This window comes from Rhizobium sp. P28RR-XV, assembly GCF_012641385.1.
GTDB lineage: Bacteria > Pseudomonadota > Alphaproteobacteria > Rhizobiales > Rhizobiaceae > Rhizobium.
This window is the reverse complement of record NZ_JABAIG010000008.1, coordinates 248,088-265,825: the sequence shown is the minus strand read 5'-3', so window position 1 is coordinate 265,825 and position 17,738 is coordinate 248,088. Positions and strand designations below refer to the sequence as shown.

At 61.0% G+C, this 17,738-nt stretch carries 18 protein-coding genes; 8 read left to right on the top strand and 10 right to left on the bottom strand.

What is annotated here, in order from left to right; all coding sequences use genetic code 11:
• Nucleotides 1–11: 11 nt before the first annotated feature.
• Nucleotides 12–482 (top strand): GNAT family N-acetyltransferase, encoded by a 471-nt coding sequence (locus tag HGP12_RS18810; protein WP_168840325.1) that lies wholly within the window; start codon nt 12–14, stop codon nt 480–482.
• 28 nt (nt 483–510) lie between these two features.
• A complete protein-coding gene (locus HGP12_RS18805) occupies nt 511–2,532 on the top strand; it encodes a beta-N-acetylhexosaminidase (protein ID WP_168840324.1) in 2,022 nt (673 codons plus the stop codon).
• A gap of 84 nt (nt 2,533–2,616) precedes the next feature.
• Here the strand turns inward: HGP12_RS18805 and HGP12_RS18800 are convergent, their stop codons facing one another.
• Both HGP12_RS18800 and HGP12_RS18795 read right to left on the bottom strand, forming a co-directional pair.
• Complete coding sequence (locus tag HGP12_RS18800; protein ID WP_168879606.1) at nt 2,617–3,837, bottom strand: ROK family transcriptional regulator; 1,221 nt, start codon at nt 3,835–3,837, stop codon at nt 2,617–2,619.
• Between the two features lie 231 nt (nt 3,838–4,068).
• Entirely contained in the window at nt 4,069–4,701 is a 633-nt protein-coding gene (locus tag HGP12_RS18795) for a lysozyme inhibitor LprI family protein (RefSeq protein ID WP_168840322.1), read from the bottom strand.
• Nucleotides 4,702–4,982: 281 nt separating this feature from the next.
• Between HGP12_RS18795 and HGP12_RS18790 the strand changes: the two genes are divergently transcribed.
• The 3 genes from HGP12_RS18790 (at nt 4,983) to HGP12_RS18780 (ending at nt 8,530) form a co-directional block, all read left to right on the top strand.
• Nucleotides 4,983–5,489 (top strand): hypothetical protein, encoded by a 507-nt coding sequence (locus HGP12_RS18790; protein WP_168840321.1) that lies wholly within the window; start codon nt 4,983–4,985, stop codon nt 5,487–5,489.
• A gap of 330 nt (nt 5,490–5,819) precedes the next feature.
• Nucleotides 5,820–7,403, top strand: coding sequence for a diguanylate cyclase domain-containing protein (locus HGP12_RS18785; RefSeq protein ID WP_205926533.1), 1,584 nt, complete (start codon nt 5,820–5,822; stop codon nt 7,401–7,403).
• 164 nt (nt 7,404–7,567) lie between these two features.
• On the top strand, nt 7,568–8,530 hold the full coding sequence (locus HGP12_RS18780; protein ID WP_168879605.1) for a S1C family serine protease: 963 nt from the start codon (nt 7,568–7,570) through the stop codon (nt 8,528–8,530).
• Nucleotides 8,531–8,698: 168 nt separating this feature from the next.
• Here the strand turns inward: HGP12_RS18780 and HGP12_RS18775 are convergent, their stop codons facing one another.
• The 6 genes from HGP12_RS18775 to ltnD all read right to left on the bottom strand — a co-directional run bounded on the left by HGP12_RS18775 (nt 8,699) and on the right by ltnD (nt 14,150).
• A complete protein-coding gene (locus HGP12_RS18775) occupies nt 8,699–9,469 on the bottom strand; it encodes an SDR family oxidoreductase (protein WP_168840319.1) in 771 nt (256 codons plus the stop codon).
• A complete protein-coding gene (gene denD, locus HGP12_RS18770) occupies nt 9,466–10,452 on the bottom strand; it encodes a D-erythronate dehydrogenase (protein WP_168840318.1) in 987 nt (328 codons plus the stop codon). Before denD ends, HGP12_RS18775 begins: the two co-directional genes overlap by 4 nt.
• A 97-nt stretch (nt 10,453–10,549) precedes the next feature.
• The gene (locus HGP12_RS18765) at nt 10,550–11,314 is read right to left on the bottom strand and encodes a hydroxypyruvate isomerase family protein (protein WP_168840317.1); all 765 of its coding nucleotides are present in this window, start codon (nt 11,312–11,314) and stop codon (nt 10,550–10,552) included.
• 2 nt (nt 11,315–11,316) lie between these two features.
• Entirely contained in the window at nt 11,317–11,967 is a 651-nt protein-coding gene (otnC, locus tag HGP12_RS18760) for a 3-oxo-tetronate 4-phosphate decarboxylase (RefSeq protein WP_168879604.1), read from the bottom strand.
• On the bottom strand, nt 11,964–13,238 hold the full coding sequence (gene otnK, locus HGP12_RS18755) for a 3-oxo-tetronate kinase (RefSeq protein ID WP_168840315.1): 1,275 nt from the start codon (nt 13,236–13,238) through the stop codon (nt 11,964–11,966). Before otnK ends, otnC begins: the two co-directional genes overlap by 4 nt.
• A gap of 3 nt (nt 13,239–13,241) precedes the next feature.
• Entirely contained in the window at nt 13,242–14,150 is a 909-nt protein-coding gene (ltnD, locus tag HGP12_RS18750) for an L-threonate dehydrogenase (protein ID WP_168840314.1), read from the bottom strand.
• Nucleotides 14,151–14,318: 168 nt separating this feature from the next.
• Here ltnD and HGP12_RS18745 point away from each other — a divergent pair, with 168 nt between their 5' ends.
• From HGP12_RS18745 to HGP12_RS18735, 3 genes are all read left to right on the top strand, one after another.
• On the top strand, nt 14,319–15,317 hold the full coding sequence (locus tag HGP12_RS18745; RefSeq protein WP_168840313.1) for a LacI family DNA-binding transcriptional regulator: 999 nt from the start codon (nt 14,319–14,321) through the stop codon (nt 15,315–15,317).
• 303 nt (nt 15,318–15,620) lie between these two features.
• Nucleotides 15,621–15,977 carry a hypothetical protein gene (locus HGP12_RS18740; RefSeq protein WP_168840312.1) on the top strand — a complete coding sequence of 119 codons (357 nt, stop codon included), beginning with the start codon at nt 15,621–15,623 and terminating at the stop codon, nt 15,975–15,977.
• A gap of 212 nt (nt 15,978–16,189) precedes the next feature.
• The gene (locus HGP12_RS18735) at nt 16,190–16,561 is read left to right on the top strand and encodes a hypothetical protein (RefSeq protein WP_168840311.1); all 372 of its coding nucleotides are present in this window, start codon (nt 16,190–16,192) and stop codon (nt 16,559–16,561) included.
• Nucleotides 16,562–16,697: 136 nt separating this feature from the next.
• Here the strand turns inward: HGP12_RS18735 and HGP12_RS18730 are convergent, their stop codons facing one another.
• A complete protein-coding gene (locus HGP12_RS18730; RefSeq protein WP_168840310.1) occupies nt 16,698–17,138 on the bottom strand; it encodes a VOC family protein in 441 nt (146 codons plus the stop codon).
• A gap of 191 nt (nt 17,139–17,329) precedes the next feature.
• Nucleotides 17,330–17,551 (bottom strand): hypothetical protein, encoded by a 222-nt coding sequence (locus HGP12_RS18725; RefSeq protein ID WP_168840309.1) that lies wholly within the window; start codon nt 17,549–17,551, stop codon nt 17,330–17,332.
• Nucleotides 17,552–17,738 lie beyond the last annotated feature (187 nt).

The following is a 17,738-nucleotide window of genomic DNA, read 5'->3' as shown; positions in this document are numbered from 1 at the left end:
GGATTTTCGCCTTGGATTACCTGGTCAATCTATCGACCCTGCCGGTCGACACGCAATCGCCGGAGCGCATGGCGAAGGCTGATGTCACCATCCGGCGCGCTCTGCCGCCGGAGATGCGGCTGATCACGAGCTGGGTGGCTGACCATTTCAGCGAGGGATGGGCAAGCGAGACGACGGTGGCGATGACGCGCCAGCCGCCGACATGCTTCATCGCCACGCGTAATCGAGAGCTTGTCGGTTTTGCCTGCCACGAGGCGACGGCGCGGGGCTTCTTCGGTCCGACCGGCGTCGACGAAAGCGTTCGCGGTCTCGGCATCGGCCGGGCGCTGCTCTTTGCCTGCCTCAACGACCAGAAGGCCATGGGCTACGCCTACACTGTCATCGGCGATGTCGGCCCATCGGAATTCTACGAGAAGACCGTCGGCGCAATACAGATCCGCAATTCCGCACCCGGCATCTATGCCGGCATGCTCAAGCTTTGAACGATCCCTTCAGGAAGAGAGAGTGCCCATGTCCACACCGCGATCCCTGGCTCTGCGGCTTGAAACAACCTGGAACGCGCCAGCCGATGGCAAGGAATTTTCCTATGTGCTGCGGCTGAAGAACCTGTCGTCGGAACCGCTTTCGGGCTTCTCGCTCTGCGTCAGCGGTCCCGGCCGCGTCGATCCGGCCGGCATCGTCGAAGGCGCGACGGTCACCAAGCGCCTTTCCAACTTTACCGAATTCCAGCCGTCCGAAGGCTTCGTGCTGGCTGGCGGCGAGACATGGACCATCACGGTCCATGCGTTGAGCTGGCCGTTCCGCCACTGGACCGATGGCGCCACCAGCGCCTATCTCGCATTGCCGGATGGAACCGCCGTATCGCTCGCAGCTGAACCGACGCGCACGTCGTCGAGCAACGCGCCGTTGAAGCGTGGTGCTGAAATCTATCCCGTTCCGGCCAATCCCCCGGTGCCGCTGTCGATCATTCCCTGGCCGAACCGCGTTGCCGTCGCCTCTCGCCGCCCGCTGCCGGCAGGCTTTGCGCTGAAGGCGAATACGCCGGAAGCACAAGCGGCGGCTGAAAGCTTCACCGCTTTGGTCGAGCATCTCTTCGCAGCCGAGGGGCTCGTGCGTTCGGAAGCCGAAGGCGCCGTGCCGGTGGAGCTGCGGCCCGTCGAAGGCCTCGGGGCGGAGGCCTATAAACTGACCTTCTCGCCGCAGGCGATCACCGTCGAGGCGAGCGCCCAGACTGGCTTCGTCTATGGCCTCGTGACCATCGGCCAGATCTGGCGCGGCGCGCGTCTGTATCCGCAGGCCTTCCATTTCCCGGCCGGCGGCGAGATCGTCGACGAGCCCTCGATGGGTTGGCGCGGCCTGCATCTCGATGTGTCGCGCCAGTTCTACGGCTCGGCTGAAATCAAGAAGCTGATGGCGGTACTTGCCTGGAACAAGCTCAACCGCTTCCATTGGCACCTGTCGGACGATGAATCCTGGCGCGTAGAGATCGACGCCTATCCGGCGTTGACGGAGATCGGCGCATGGCGCGGCCACGGCTTGCCCTTGCCGCCGCTTCTGGGCTCCAGCCCGGCCCGCACCGGCGGTTATTACACGAAGGCGGCCGTGCGCGAGATTGTCGCTTACGCCAAGGGCTTCGGCATCGAGATCCTGCCCGAGATCGATATGCCCGGCCATTGCTATGCAATGCTGCAGGCAATCCCCAAGCTTCGCGATCCGAACGAGGTCGGCAGCTATTATTCGGTTCAGGGCTTCCCGGACAACTGCATCAACCCGGCCCGCGAGAAGACCTATGAGGTCATCGAGACCATCCTCTCCGAATTGATCGAGCTCTTCCCGTTCAAGACGATCCATATCGGTGCCGACGAGGTGCCGCTTGGCGCCTGGTCCGGTTCGTCGGAGGCGCTCGCGCGTCTGCGCGAGCTTGCCGGCGAGGAGATTGCGGATGCGCATGCCAAGCGCCTGAACGTCATCACCAATACGCATGGTGCCGACGATATTCACGGCTCGGGTGCTGCCGTCCTGCAGGCCGAATTCCTGGAGCGCATCCAGGCGTTTCTCGCCTCGAAGGGTTGCGTGACCGGCGGCTGGGAAGAAGCAGCCCATGGCGACAGGATCGACAAGGACAAAAGCTATCTCTGCAGCTGGCGCAACGTCGAAGTCGCGGCCGAGCTTGCGGGACGCGGATATGAGATCGTCGTCTGCCCGGGCCAGGTCTATTACCTCGATATGGCGATGCGCCCCGATTGGGACGAGCCGGGCGGCAGCTGGGCCGGCTATTCCGACGCGGAGAAAATCTACACCTTCGATCCGGTCGGCGGCTGGACGGATGCGCAGAAGGAAAAGCTTCGCGGCATCCAGGCCTGTATCTGGTCCGAACCGATGACCGATCGCGCGGTTTTCGACCGTTTGGTCTTCCCGCGGCTCTCGGCGCTGGCGGAAACGGGCTGGACAAAGCCCTCGGCCAAATCTTGGGAACGGTTCAAGGCGCTGGCCGGTACGATGCCGCTGCTCTACGGCTTTTATCAATTTTGAAGGCTTGATACATGAATGGTGCAGGCGGGGCCTTGTCGGCCGCGCCTGCCGACCGCCGATAGCGGCTAAATCCGCCTGGCTTGTTCAACCCATCACTGCGCGATGCGTCAGCGGTTTCTGCAAGACGTCGAACTGCGGATTGGTTTCCGAGAAGATGGGCAAGGCTGCGGCACCGAGGATGGCGGTATCTTTGCCGGTGGCGCCGATCATCAGGCGGGGTATGGTCCGCTTTTCCGCTGGGTTCACCGGAACATGCAGCGGCTCCACGCGCTCGGCAAGCCGCGTCATCAGCGATGTCGGCGCGCTGCCGCCAAGCACGATCGTCTGCGGATCGAAGGCAAGTTCGAGAAAATCGATCGTTTGGCGAAGCGGCTGCACAGCCTGTTCCAGCCAGATCTCCAGGCCATGATTATTGGCTGCGATCATCGCATCGAGATCGTCAGGCGAGAGCTCCTGTGCATCGTCTATGCCGAGACATTCATAGACGACGGATGGCGAGATATAGCGATCAAGACAGCCGCGCTTGCCGCAGGTGCAAAGCCTACCATGCGGCTCGACGATGATGTGGCCGATTTCGCCGGCATTGGCGCGGCTGCCCTTATAGAGATGACCGTCCAAAAACATGCCGGCGCCGATGCCGCCATCACCCGCCAGGAATAGATAGACGAAACTCCCAAGGCCGCGCGCAACGCCATAGAGCCGCTCGCCGATCGCCGCGGCCGTAGCATCGTTTTCGACGAGCACGGGCAGATCGATGAGCCGTCCCAGCTCGAGGGCAACCGGAAAATCCTGCCAGCCGGGCAGGTTGAGCGGGCTGAGCGACGTCACGCCGCCATCGGCATAGCGTCCCGGCAGGGCGATTCCGGCGCCGAGCAGCCGCTCCCGGTGGAAGGAAAAGGCCTGCTGCAGATCTTGAACGATGGCGGCGAGGACCGGCATCGCCTCGGTCGGCCCGGGCCTGTCGACATGGCGCTCGATGCGGGCGCAGACCGTACCCGATAGATCCGTCAGCACGCCGGCGGCACGCTGGCGGCCGAGCTCGAGGCCGATGGAGTAAGCACCGGTCGGATTGATGGTATAGGGAATAATCGGCTGGCCGCGAGCGATCCTCTGCGCTTCCATGGGAATCAGCAGATGCGAGCGCGCCAGTTCCTCCACGATGTTCGAAACCGTCTGTGTGGTCAGTGCCGTCATGCGGGCAATGGCTGCGCGTGACATCGGTCCGTTGGTGCGGATGGCCTCGATCACGACACGCCGGTTATGCGATTTGGCCTGTTCGAGATTCGTGCCTGAAATTGTCTTCATGAGGGGGTGGGGATTTTCTGTATCGGCGTTCGGTTGGCGTTGTTGCTTGTCACGAGCTGCCGTTGGCGTGACGGGGAAATGGCCGCTTTGTCCGACGTTGACCCCAGATGGTATTTTCCATCCTTTTGTCGAGCTCTTCAAGTGGCCGCGCGTTTCTGCCTGGCGCCTGTGCTGCCTGTTGCACATTACCGCGGGCAGGGATTGCAATGCCTGCCCGCGAACCAGATCATCTCATTGTTTGCGGTAGGTCCCCTGCAAGGTCACGCCGGCGGCAAGATCGCAGACACCAGTCTGTGACACGCGCCAGGTCTTTGGATCGAGGCGATCGAGACCGATCTTGCATGCGTCTCTGGAAAGCTGGGTGTGTTCCTTTACCAGCGGAACGACACCGTCCATGCCATCGGCATTGACATCGCCGGCTTCGGCGCCGCCCGGGCCGACAAAGGTAGAGGCGAGCGAAACGGCGATAAGGCCGTCGACCGGTCCGAAAATCGAAAGGTGACCCTCGTTGCCGTCCTTGCTGTTCGACTGGAAATCCGTCGCCGCGCTTCGTCCACCCTTGGTCGTGAGGAGGGAACCGATCTGGTCGTCATAGGCCTGCCGGATGCAAGCCGTATCGCCGCAGGACTGCACCTTCGTAATCCAGCGCCGTTGCCGTTCGCGGATCTTGTCTGCACCGTCCTGCTTCAATGCAGCAGCATAGAGATCCCTTACCATCTTATCCCGCGCAAGGAGTGATTTGTCCTGGCAAATCATATGATCGCTTGTCGAGGCAGGCTTGGCGCAATCGATGCCGGCGGCTTCGACAGGCAGTGCAAATAGAATGGCGATGACCATCGCCGAGGCGGATCTCGAAATCCTCATGGGATACCTCCATTCTCCGAGACTTCAGCTAACTATGCCTCGGCGCGACTTCGTAAAGGTCCTGCCGGCGTCTGTGGCAAACTCGACATATATTGCGCCCGCGTTTGAAGATCGGAAGTATCCTCCTAGAGCCGGATGATTTTAGGTCTGCTCGACCTAAAATCTGAATCCGCTCTAGAATCAAGGAACTAGAGCGTGATGTCGTCCGAAAACTGCCTACACTTTTCGGCATCACGCTCTAGTTTTGACGATCTGAACGTATGAGATCGATGGGAGGTCGCATGGACGGCGAAACACAAGTATCCGGCAGGATCACATTCCTGATCGTCGGCTCCGTGTTTCTTGCCATCACCACTGGGATGGGGACTTTGGCAGTCCACCTCTACCAGACTTATGCGAACGCAACCGCCATGGCGGCATGTGCGGTTTTTTCCTGGGCATTCGGCAGCATGGTCATATCGATGATGCTCGTACTTTTGACGTCGGGGAAGAAAACCAGAGGCAGGATCGGCGCAAGGAGAGGGCGGGTCACCGTCAGGCTCGGCAGCAGATCGCCCGGCTCCAGCGGCCACGTCACGGGTGAGGGCATCGAGGCCGAAGGCGAGGCGGGAACGCGCATCACAAGCGTGATCCCGTCTCTTTTCCTCATCGTATCCGCGATCGGACTGGCTCTTCTCGGGCTTTTCCTTTTCGGCCACCATCGGCTCGACCTGATCGGATCCGGAATGTTCATCGCGGTGGTATTCTACATCGCGAATTGGAGCAGGCTGGCCTGGCCACGAAAATAATTCCGCGGTTCCGTGCCGGCGGAGGCATCGGCTGATTGCTGCTCCGCATGCGGGGAAGGTGGAAAAGCAGGTGGTGCTGCGGTTCATCACGCAGGCCATCGAGATGCAGGAGCGCGAACTTGCTCGTCCGCTGAAGGAAAACAGGGACTGATTTCGATAGCCGGCGGATAGCGCCGATCCTATCGGCTCGTTCCACTCAGGAAATGACGATCGCGCAGATGGTCGCCAAATTTTAGCTATATATGCTTCTTGCCACGATCTACGGCATTCCTTTACCATCCAGTATTATAACCGGGCCTGGGGATAAATTTGACGGCCCACTGGGAGAAGATGCTGGACGCGGAAATCGTCGCATTCCTGGAAGCGTGTCCGATGGCGGCACTTGTGCTCGACGCCGTCGGCACGATTGTCTTCGCCAATGCGGAAGCCCGGGAGCTCTTTGCCCTTTCAGGCGCGCCTCGCAATCCGGCCGTTTCCGATTTGATACCGGATTGGCCGCTGCCCGCCGCAGCCTCGCAGCCATTGATCGTCACAGCCACCGGCCAAAGGCGGGATTGCCGGATCAGCGTCATGACCTGGCCTTCGGCGTCCGAGGTGCTGACGGCGGTTCTTATCGAGCCGGAGAACGAAGACCGTCATGCCGCGGTGGCGGCGAGAGAGGCCAATCTGCGCCTTCGATATGTGATCGAAATGCTGCCGGAAGCGGTCTGCGTCTTCGATGCGAGCGATCGCTACGTTCTGTGGAACGAGAAATACGCGGAGCTTTATCCGGATGTTGCCGATCACCTGAAACCCGGTATCGCCTTCGAAGATATTTTGAAGATCAGCCTTGCCAGCGGCCGCATGCCCGAGGTCGTCGAAGACAAGGATATGTGGCTGAAACAGCGCATGCGAAAGTTCCGCCAGCCGGTTTCACAGGAGGAGCAGCAGCTTCAAGACGGGCGATGGCTTCGGCATGATGATCGGCGCACGCCTGACGGCGGCGCCATCGGCATGCGGATAGACATCAGCGAGTTGAAACAGCGCGAAGAGCGGTTGCGCCAGCTTTTCGACGCCAATCCGATGCCGATGCTTCTTTGCGACGGCAGCAGTCTCAGAATCCTCCAGGTCAACCGCGCGGCGATCGACTTCTATGGCTTCGCGAAAGCGACGCTGCTCTCCTGGCGGGCATGCGACATGCATGTGGAGAGCGAGGCGGAGGGCTTTGCAGATGGGCTTCTCGAACTTGAAGGCGATTGCGAGGCGAGAACGGTCTGGCGGCAGAGAGTGGCCGATGGAACGGAACGCCATGTGCTCGTTTATGTTCGGCTACTCCATGAAGGTCTGGAACGCCGTCTCCTGCTGACCATCGCCGATGTCAGCGATCGTATTCTCGCGGAGGCCGAAGCCAATCGCCTGGCACGGCACGACATGCTGACCGGATTGCCGAACCGGATGTGTTTCTACAAGGCCCTCGATGAAGCCTTGAAGATGAACAAAGGAAAGGGCGTCGCTGTTTTCTGCCTTGATCTCGATGGGTTCAAGCCGGTCAATGATACTTTCGGGCATGCCGCGGGAGACGAGGTTCTCAAGATGGTGGCCGAGCGGCTGCGCGGTGCAGCCAGAGGCCATATGGTCGCGCGCTTGGGCGGCGATGAGTTTGCCATCCTGATGACTGGGGAAGTGGGCGATATCGCCGATGTGGCGAAGGGGTGTATTGCTGCCTTCAAATCCTCGTTTCGCATCGAGGGTGCGACGGTCGATATCGGTATCAGCATCGGCGTTTCGGCGACGCCGGAGAATGGCGAGGACGGAGAGGCCCTGATTCAGGAGGCGGACCGCGCTCTCTACCGTGCCAAAGCCAATGGCCGGAATACCTGGCGGACGGCGAGCAACGGCCATCGTCAACAGACCGTTTCAGGGCGCATGAGATAAGGGCGCGGTTCAGAAACACACCTGGTACGCGCGGCTCTTGAACTTGGCGTGATGTGTCCTCATTTCAGTAGCCACTGTTTCAATCTGTCGAACTGACAGCCTCCTGCTTTTTTAACAGCTGCTGCCGGTCCTCGTTGCGACGCGTCCGCGTCGGAGGAGTTTTCATGGGCTTTATTGATCGCGACATCCAGCCGTCATCCGATGCCGGGCTGCTGGATGCCTATTCTCAATCGGTGTCGGGTGCAGTCGATCTGGTCGGGCCGGCCGTCAGCCGGATCGAGCGGTTGGGCGGCCGCGCTGGCCATGGTTCCGGCTTCGCCATCTCGCCGGACGGCCTTGTCGTCACCAACAATCATGTCGTCGACGACGCAAAGGCCGTGCGCATCAAGACCCCGGAAGGGGCAACCGTCGAGGGAAGGGTGCTCGGGCGCGATCCGGATACCGACCTTGCATTGATCCGCGCCAATGACTGGTCCGGCAATTGGGCGAAGCTCGGGGATTCCAAATCGCTGAAGCGCGGTCACATCGCAATTGCCATCGGCAATCCGCTTGGCTTCGAATGGACTGTTACCGCCGGTATCGTCTCGGCACTTGGCCGGTCGATGCGTGCAGCCAGCGGGCGCCTGATGGAAGATATTATCCAGACGGATGCCGCCCTCAATCCCGGCAATTCCGGCGGCCCGCTCGTCTCGTCCGCCGGCGAGGTGATCGGCGTCAATACCGCCGTCATCCAGGGTGCGCAGAGCATTGCCTTTTCGGTCGCCTCCAACACGGCCAAGCATGTGGTATCCGAGATCCTGCGCTTCGGCCATGTCAGGCGCGCCTATATCGGCATCGCCGCCGATACGGTTGAGCTGCATCGGCGCATCGCGCTGGAGGCCGGCGTCACGCATTCGACGGCCGTACGTCTGCGCCGTGTCGAGAAGGATAGTCCGGCCGAGAAAGGCGGGTTGCAGGAGGGTGACTACCTGCTTGCCATCGATGGACAGGCCGTATCCGGCATAGACGTCGTCGTCCGGCTGCTCGATGGCGACAAGATCGGCACGGAGATCGAGGTGTTGATCTTCAGCGTCGGCGGCCTGATCGAGCGAAGGCAGGTAAAGCCTTCCGCCCGACCGGCCATCTAGAGCGTGATGCCGAAAAGTGTAGGCGGTTTTCGGACGACATCACGCTCTACTTCTTTGATTCTAGAGGCGGATGATTTTAGGTCGAACAGACCTAAAATCATCCGCCTCTAGCCGATACGCGATATCAGATTATCGGCAGCGTCGTACCTCGGCGCTGCCGATTGTTTGTCACCCCCTGCCGACAAGCGGCATCTTCGTTGCCATGACGGTCATGGAGAGAACGTTGGCGTCGAGCGGCAGCGTTGCCATGTAGACCACTGCGCGTGCGACATGCTCTGCCGAGATCGTCGGTTCGGCTGCGGTCTCGCCATTCGCCTGCAACACGCCGGCACTCATCCTCGCCGTCATGTCGGTGGCGGCATTGCCGATATCGATCTGCCCGCAGGCGATGTCGAACGGACGGCCATCGAGGGCGGTCGATTTCGTCAGGCCGGTGATTGCGTGCTTGGTGGCCGTATAGGGTGCGGAATGCGGTCGCGGCGTCGTGGCCGAGATCGAGCCGTTGTTGATGATGCGGCCGCCTTGCGGCACCTGGGCTTTCATCAGCCGGAAGGCCTGCTGCGTGCAGAGGAATGCACCGGTCAGGTTCGCACCGAGAATGGCGTTCCATTGCTCGAAACTCAGCTCCTCCATCGGCACGGCCGGCAGGCCCATGCCGGCATTGTTGACCAGAAGGTCGAGGCGGCCATAGCGGCCGGCAATGACATCGAAGAGGCTGCGGACCGAGCTGGGGTCGCTGACATCGGCCGCAACCGCAAGAAATTCCGCCCCCGTTTCCTCGGTGAGTTCGCGGGCGGCTTTTTCGAGAACGTCAGCGCGACGTCCCGAGATGACGACCTTGAAGCCCGCCGAACCGAGCGCCTTGGCGATGGCGCGGCCGATACCCGTACCGCCGCCGGTCACCAAAGCGATTGCGTTCTGCGACGACATCTCCGTCATACGACCCTCCCGTCCAGTTCGTCTTCGATATGCACCCGCAGGATCTCGTCAAAATTCTGTTCGGCCTTGAAGCCGAGATCGCTCGCGCGCCGGGCGTCGAATTGGGTCGCCCAGCCGGAGACGATCCGCTCGATCACCGGATCGGGTTCGCGGCGGATGAGCGCAACCGCCTTGTCGCCGCCGACACGGCGCAGGGCGTCGATCTCATCGGAAACGAGCGCCGAAAGCCCTGGCATGGTGAGATTGCGCCGTGGCCCGACTTTCACTGTGTCGAGCGTTGCGGCATGCACGAAGAAGCCGACAGCCGAGCGCGGGCTTGCAAACCAATGCCGCACCGTGTCGCTGACAGGCAGAATGGCTTGCCTGCCGACAAGCGGCTCGCGCAGGATGTTCGAAAAGAAGCCGGACGCCGCCTTGTTCGGGGCGCCTGGCCGAACGCAGATGGTCGGCAGCCGGATGCCGATGCCGTCGAAAATGCCGCGACGCGAATAGTCGGCGAGCAGAAGTTCCGCAATCGCTTTCTGGGTGCCGTAGCTCGTTAGCGGCGCGGTCAGGAATTCGTCGCCGATGACGTCGGGGAACGGGGTTCCGAACACGGCGATGGAAGAGGCGAAGATAACGCGCGGGATATAGGTGGATTTCAGGCTCTGCTGGCGAATGGCTTCGAACAGTGCACGGGTGCCGTCGAGATTGACCCTGTAGCCCCTGTCGAAATCGGCCTCGGCTTCGCCGGAGACGATGGCGGCAAGATGGAAGATCATATCCGGCCGATCTTCGATGAGCCTGTCTGCAACGCCTGCTGTCGCAAGATCGATCGTCAGAGCCTTGGATACGGATGCAAGCGCCTCCGGCACCGGCGGTTGGAAGGCATCGACCAGCGTCAGGCGATCGATGGTCTTGCCCAGAACCTTCGGCTCGGCGGCAATACGGTTGACAAGCTTGCGGCCGACCATGCCCGCAGCGCCCAAGATCAAAACATGCATATCGGCTTTTCCTCCCAATAGGCTGATCAGAGTGCGAGATAATTCCCGCGTGAATGTATTCGACGACCGCCGGGCATCCGGAATGCCGGCCTTCGCTTCATTTGTACGCTTGCAGCCAGGCCAGCCCCGCATCCGTCGTGGTCGCCGGCCGATATTCCGCGCCGATTGGCTTGTCATAGCCAAGCGTTTCAAGAAGCTGCAGAATGTGGCGGTAATCGATTTCGCCGTGGTCCGGTTCGCGCCGGTCCGGGACGGCGGCGATCTGGACATGACCGATTGCCGCCATATGTGCTTGCAGCCTGTGCGTCAGGTCGCCCTGCATGATCTGGATGTGATAGCAGTCGAACATCAGCTTCAGGTTCTCGGCGCCGACCGCCGCCATGATGTCGAGCGCCTGATCCGCCGTCCGCAGGAAGTAGCCCGGCGCATCGCGATGATTAAGCGGCTCGATCAGCACGGTCGTCCCCACCTTGTCGGCGCGGTCGCAGGCATAGCGGAGATTGGCGATGAAGGTGGCTTGCGCCTCGTCGCCCATGGCCTTGCCGGCCATCACATGCACGTTTCGCGCGCCGATGGCAGTCGCATAATCGATCGCCTGATCGATGACGCCGCGCGCTTCATCCTCGCGCCCCGGAATGGCCGCGAGGCCGTTGTCGCCAGCCGCGACATTGCCGCGAGCGGTATTGAGGCCGAGCATGGGAAGGCCGGTTTCCTCCAATGCCTGACGCACGGCTTCGGCAGGGGTGTCATAGGGATAGTGGCATTCCACGGCATCGAAGCCGGCGGCCTTGGCGGCGCGGATCGCGTCCGGAAGGGAGAGCTCCTGCCACAGGAATCCCAGATTGGCGGAAAAGCGCGTCATGTTCAGTCCCACTCCACGTCATAGGTGCGAACGAGATCGGCGATCTGCGCATCCGTGAGCAGCAAAGGATTGGCCCCGCGCGTCAGCATGGCAAGCTTTGCCGTCTCTTCCAATTCTTCGATCGCATAAACGGCCGCTTCCAGATCTTTTGCCGAAACGACGGGTCCATGTGCGGCCAGCATTACCGCGCTGCGCTTGCCGGCAAGGCCACGAATGGCATCGCCCATGGCCGGATCGCCGGGCATGAAATAGGGCAGAAGCTTCACCTTGCCGAGCTTCATGATCGAATAGGCCGTCAAGGGCGCTAGCATGTTGTCGGCATCGACGCCGGGCAGGATCGACAGCGCCACCGAATGGCTGGAGTGAAGATGCACCACGGCGCCGGTCTTTTTCGGCCGCGTCTCGTAGAAGGCTGAATGCAGCGGCATTTCCTTCGTCGGCTTGTCCCCGCCGATCAGGCTTCCTTCGCCATCGAAGAGCGAGAGCCGCGCGGGATCGAGGCGCCCGAAGGAGCTGCCAGTTGGCGTCACCAGCAGGCGTCCATCGCTGAGGCGTGCGGAAATATTGCCGGAGGAGCCGGCGGTCAGGCCGCGATCGTAAAGCGACTTGGCCATCATGCATATGTTTTCGCGCAGTTCGGTCTCTTCGCTCATGCGGCCTCCAACCGGTCGAAGGCATCCGTGAAGAAGCTTTCGCCGCCGAAGTTGCCCGATTTCAGGGCGAGTGCAATCGGTTCTCCGTCCATCGTCGCAAATGTCCAGGGAACGCCCGGCGCTATTTCCGGGCCGATCGTCAGGTGTGTGACGCCGAGCGCCTGCGTGATCGCGCCGGAGGTTTCTCCACCGGCAACGACGAAGCGGCGCGTGCCGTAGTCGAAGGCCGTGCGGGCGATCTCGGAAAGGGCGTCCTCGACCACCTGGCCCGCCTTGTCCCGACCCAACCGCTCTTGAGCCTGCCGCACCTCGTCGGGTTCGGCGGTGGCATAGATAAGCTTCGGCGCATCGGGAGATTGCTGACGCAGCCATTCCAGCGCAGCGCCGGCGCCTTCCTCTGCAAGCGCGATCGGATCGAGCCGCAGGCTGGCAACCTTGCCGGCATAATTGGCAACTTGCCGGCGCGTCATGGCGGAGCAGCTGCCGGATAGGACGATCGAACCGCCTGTCACCTTTGGCAGTGCCTGTCGATGTTCGGAGAGGCTGATGAGACCCTGCTCAATGTAAAATTGCGGAAGCTGGCCGGCGATCGCGCTGCCGCCCGTCAGCAGCGGCATGTCGAAGGATGCGGCGGCGATCGTACGGAGATCGTCATCGCAAACAGCATCGACGATCACGTGCTGGGTGCCGTTGCTGCCGAGTTGAGCCAGCCTCGCCTTCAACGTTGCCGCACCCTTTGAGACGACGTTGCGGCTGGCAAGTCCGACAGCGCCATTCACCTGCGGCGTCAGCAGCCGGACAAGGCTTGAATCGCGCATCGGCGTCAGCGGATGGTCCTTCATCGGACTTTCCGACAGCAGTTGCTCGCCGACGAAGAGGTGGCCCATGAAGACGCTGCGTCCATTCTCGGGAAAGGCCGGGCAATAGATCGTCTGGGCCGCGCCGGTCTCAGCCATCAACATCTCCGCGACCGGACCGATATTGCCTTCGGCCGTGCTGTCGAATGTCGAGCAATATTTCCAGAAGAAGCGACTGGCGCCGGCTTCCTCCAGCCATTCCAGTGCTTGCCGGGCCTGCTTCACGGCAATCTCGACTGGGGATGTCCTGCATTTCAGGGCGATGACCTCGAAGGCCGCCGTCTCGTTCCGGTCGCGTTTCTCCTGCGGTATGCCGATCCGCAGTGAAACGGGCAGTCCGCTGCGCGCAAGCAGCGCGGCAAGATCGGTGGCCCCGGTAAAGTCATCCGCAATGCAGCCAAGCAGGAGCGCCACGGTCTAGTCCTTCACGCCTGGCAGGCTTGCGCCGCTCTTGGCGGCCAGGATCTTTGCAACGGCGGCATCGTCTTCCAGACCCAAGCCTGCTTCTGATGCTTCAACGAAGAGGTCGAGTGCCGCAGTGGCGAGCGGCGTGACGGCTCCGGCTTTGCCGGCCTCCGATGTCACGATGCCGAGATCCTTGACGAAGATGTTGACCGCCGAGCGTGGCGTATAATCGCCGGATACGATGTGCTCGCCGCGGTTCTCGAACATCCAGGACGAACCGGCGGAAACACGGATCACCTCATAGAGCGTCTTGAGATCGATATCGGCCTTGGCGGCAAGCGTCATGGCCTCGGCTGTCGCGGCGATGTGCACGCCTGCCAGCAGTTGGTTGATCATCTTGACCTGCGAGCCGGCGCCGGGACGATCACCGAGCCGGAATACTTTGGCCGAGATGGCGTCGAGCGCCGCTGATGCGCGATCGAAGGCCTCCGGTGTGCCGGATGCCATGACGGTGATTTCGCCCGCAAGCGCGCGAACGTGGCCACCGGAAACGGGGGCGTCGATGACGAGCATGCCTGCCGCTTCCAGCCTTTCGGCAATGGCTGTCGTGGCACTCGGGGCCATGGTGGTACAGAGCAGAAATACCGTCGAGGGTAGCGCGGTCTGCAAGGCTCCATTCTGCCCGAAAAGGACATCTTCGGTCTGCTTGCTGTTGACGACATAGACGAGGATCACGTCGGCGTCTTCAGCCGCTGACGCCGGCGTCGTGCATGGAGTGCCGCCGTTTTCGGCAAAGCGCGCGAGCACCTCGCCGCGAATATCGCAGCCGCGGACGGTAAAGCCCGCTTTCAGAAGCGATAGGGCAGCGCCCCAACCCATGGACCCCAGGCCAATGACGGCGGCCTTCTTTGTGTTCTGCACGGCGCTACCTCTGCAATATCAAGCTATGTTACCGATACCGGTATCGGTAACATAGCCTTATTTTCCCTGTAATTGTCAATAGGAGGCTGTTTGCCTTTTCAAGGAAACACTCTATGAAGAAGAGCGGCGTCGTGCCAGCCGCCATGGTTCATCGAGGGTTGCTTGGGGATGCGCAAACCCACTCTGGAAGAAGTCGCCATCGAAGCGGGCGTCAGCAAGATGACGGTATCGCGCGCCCTGCGCGGCGTGGCTGACGTCTCCAGCGAGACGCGCGACAGGGTCATCGAAGCGGCGACGCGAATGAACTATATGGGCAACAGACTGGCGCTTTCTCTGTCCTCGCAGCGCACCAATCTGGTCGCCGTCGTCGTTCCCAGCATGTCGAACATCGTCTTTCCGGAGATTCTTGCCGGCATTTCCGCCGGGCTGGACGGATCCGGCATGCAGGCCGTGTTCGGCATATCCGACTATAACATGGCGAAGGAGCGCGAGATCATCCGCGACATGCTGTCCTGGCAACCCTGCGCCATCATCGTCACCGGCCTGGACCAGCCGGAAGAGACGGTGGATCTGCTCCGTCATGCCGCCATCCCGGTCATCCAGCTCATGGATCTCGATGGTGCGCCGATCGACTTCAATGTCGGCTTGTCGCATGGCCGCGCCGGCGAGGAGATGGCGGAAGCCCTTGTTGCTGCCGGCCGCCGCCGGTTCGGCTATGTCGGCAGTGCGCTGGAAAAGGACCTGCGCGCCGGCAAGCGCAAGGCCGGCTTCGAACGCATATTGCGTGCGCACGGTCTGGGTTTTGCCGAGCAGCGGATTGACGATGCCTTTTCTTCGATCGCGCTGGGAAAGCGGCTGACGACGGCACTGCTTGCAGCAGTGCCCGATATCGATTGTATCTATTACTCAAACGACGACATGGCGAGCGGCGGGTTGTTTGCCTGCATGGAACTGGGCGTTGCGGTTCCCGGCCAGGTGCTGATTGCCGGATTCAATGGGCTGGATCTGATCGGTTCCTTGCCGGCACCGATCGCGACGTCCCGTTCGCCAAGGCGCGCGATGGGCGAGATGGCCGCGCAATTGGTTCGTCGCGCTGTCGCCGGCGAGGGAGATAGCGGCCAGAAAACCATCGTGTTCAAACCGACGATCACCGGCATCGGGCGTTAGGATATCGTCGTCCGGACACCGGTGCTGCGACGCGAGGCCAATGTGGCGGCAATCTTATGTTCAGCAACAAGATTTCCCACGAATTCCACCGGGCAGAAACATTCGGACATGGGCGAGGCGAACTCATCGGCTAGACCGGCATCGAGTTTGCTATGTTGCGGAGTTTCGAGTGTCGATGCTTTCCATAAATCCGTGGCGATGGGCTGAAAACACGAATTGTGGCGACAGCGCGCCAGCATGCGAGAAGGTTGTCATTTCGTATGCGTGATACTAATCTGGGTAGCATCAGGGGATTGGGGATTCATGTACGACGATTCGATCCTGCCGACAGAGATTGCCGTTTTGCTGGGCTTGATAGGCAATATCGGCGCGCCGCTTTTGGCCTTCTGGGCGGCGGGAAAACGACCCCGGTTGCGTCTCTGGTTTCATGCGGCCGCCGTCGTCGCGATCATGGCCTCACCGCTGGTGGCCATGATCCTTGGATTGCCGGACCTGCTTCCTGAAGAGGAGGACAGCCAGGGCGCTCGTTTTGCTTTCCTGCCGCTGATCATGGAAACAGCCATCATCGTGCTGCTCTATTGTCTCGCCGGCGCAATGCTTCTGTCCCAGTCGGTCCATTCGGCCATCACCGATTGGCGGGATGGAGATCGTACCCCTTGAGCGGCAAAGTTCCCGACATGGGCCTCTTACTATCGGTAGGGGATCGAAGGAAGTGCCACGCGCCCGCGCGGTCGCCCAACGACTATTTCTTTCGATAATCTTGGCTTGCCATCCAGCGGTATGTCATGAACAGGTTCCGGTGGCGTTCAGGCAGAGTTCAGGCGAGTTGGTGTATCTCTGCCTCGTCCATAAGAGAAAATGGGGTAAGGGAAATGTTGGAACGTTTCGTACGAGTATCGCGTGTCGCCCTGGTCGGGCTGGCCGCACTGCAACTGATGACCTCCGCCGCCTCGGCACAGTACTATGGCGGCGATGACGGATACGCACCGCCGCCCTGGCAGCGTGACCAGGGCCGGGATTGGAACCGCCCGCCGCGCGGCTGGGATCGCGACCGTGACCGTGATTGGGACCGTGATCGCGGCTGCAGCCGGCGCGACCTCATGCGAGCCGCCCGTGCCGAAGGCTTCCGGCGCATCGATTCGATTGACAGCAATGGACGGCGTATCATCGTTCGTGGCTGGAATGACGGCGGCCCAGACCGCATGGCCTTCGCCAACCGGAGCGGTTGCCCGGCTCTCAACTGATAGCTGATATAACGTAAGCGGAAGCCGAGTGTGGATCAGCTTCCGCTTACCTTCGCGGCCGCGCATCCTTATCGACTGGCTGAAAGGGATGCACCGTTGCTGCTCTTGAGCTTTGTTGCCGTTTTCTCGCCCAGCCTTAGGCGGTGGCGAATTTCTTTTTCGCAAGAACAGCACTGCTGTTCATGTCGGATACGGCTGATGCTTCGATGTCATCGCTTCGCGACGTAACGCTGAACTGCCAGGACACTCCCCAGTGATCGACCACCGGGCCGTGTCTGTCCGTCGAACTGCCCTTTTTCAGAGCATCGCGCAGACGATCTGCCTCGGCCTGCGTTGTACATTCGAAAATGATGGAAGAGCAATGATCGGACCGATCGAGTGGCCCGGCCTCGAAGCCCATAAAGGAACGGTTGCCGAGTGTGAAGCCTGCGAACTTCACGCTGCCTGCCGGACCATTCGGATTGTCGGTCAAGATGTTCGAGATCCACCCGGCTGACGAATTCGGAATAAGTGTCGCGTAGAACTCAATCGCCGATTCCATGTCACGCCGAAACCAGAGATGTTGCCTGATTTTCATTGTTGTTCGCTTTCTTCAAGTCCCGCCCGGATAGAGCGCCGCATGAAGGAGGCATGTCTGCCGTGTTGGTGAGTAAAACTCGTGCCGCCGGCGAGCCGCCTTCTTGGTGAGCGGTGGCGCCGGCGGCATGCTGAAGAGTTGCTGCTGGCCGTTCGTGCCCACCCCTGTGAGGCACGGACGGGTACGCAACACTATTTTTCGGCAACTCTACCAGCGAGAGCCATGACATAGTCGTCGGCGATATCGGCCAGCGTCAAAGCGACTTCCGGTTCATTCCAGCCGGCAGCAAGCGCCATTTGCACGAAATCACGAAACGCCACTTCAAGGACCTCTTCGCGTTCGACGGCGCGATAGGCGTCAGTGGAAGGATGTTGAGGTTTGCTGATGTTCATTGTCTGGCGGGTCGATACCATTGTTATGTTCCCTAAAGCTTTGCCTTGGTGGACGGAGGGTACATTCGCCATGCACGAAGGCTTTGGTGTCCAAACGATTATTATGCTTCTTTTCTAATAGGTTACACGCGGTATGTCGTTAGCCGTGCATCCAGAAACTTGCAGCAGCGTCCATTTTCGCAATTGCTGAAGTGCGATCTGGCGGCCG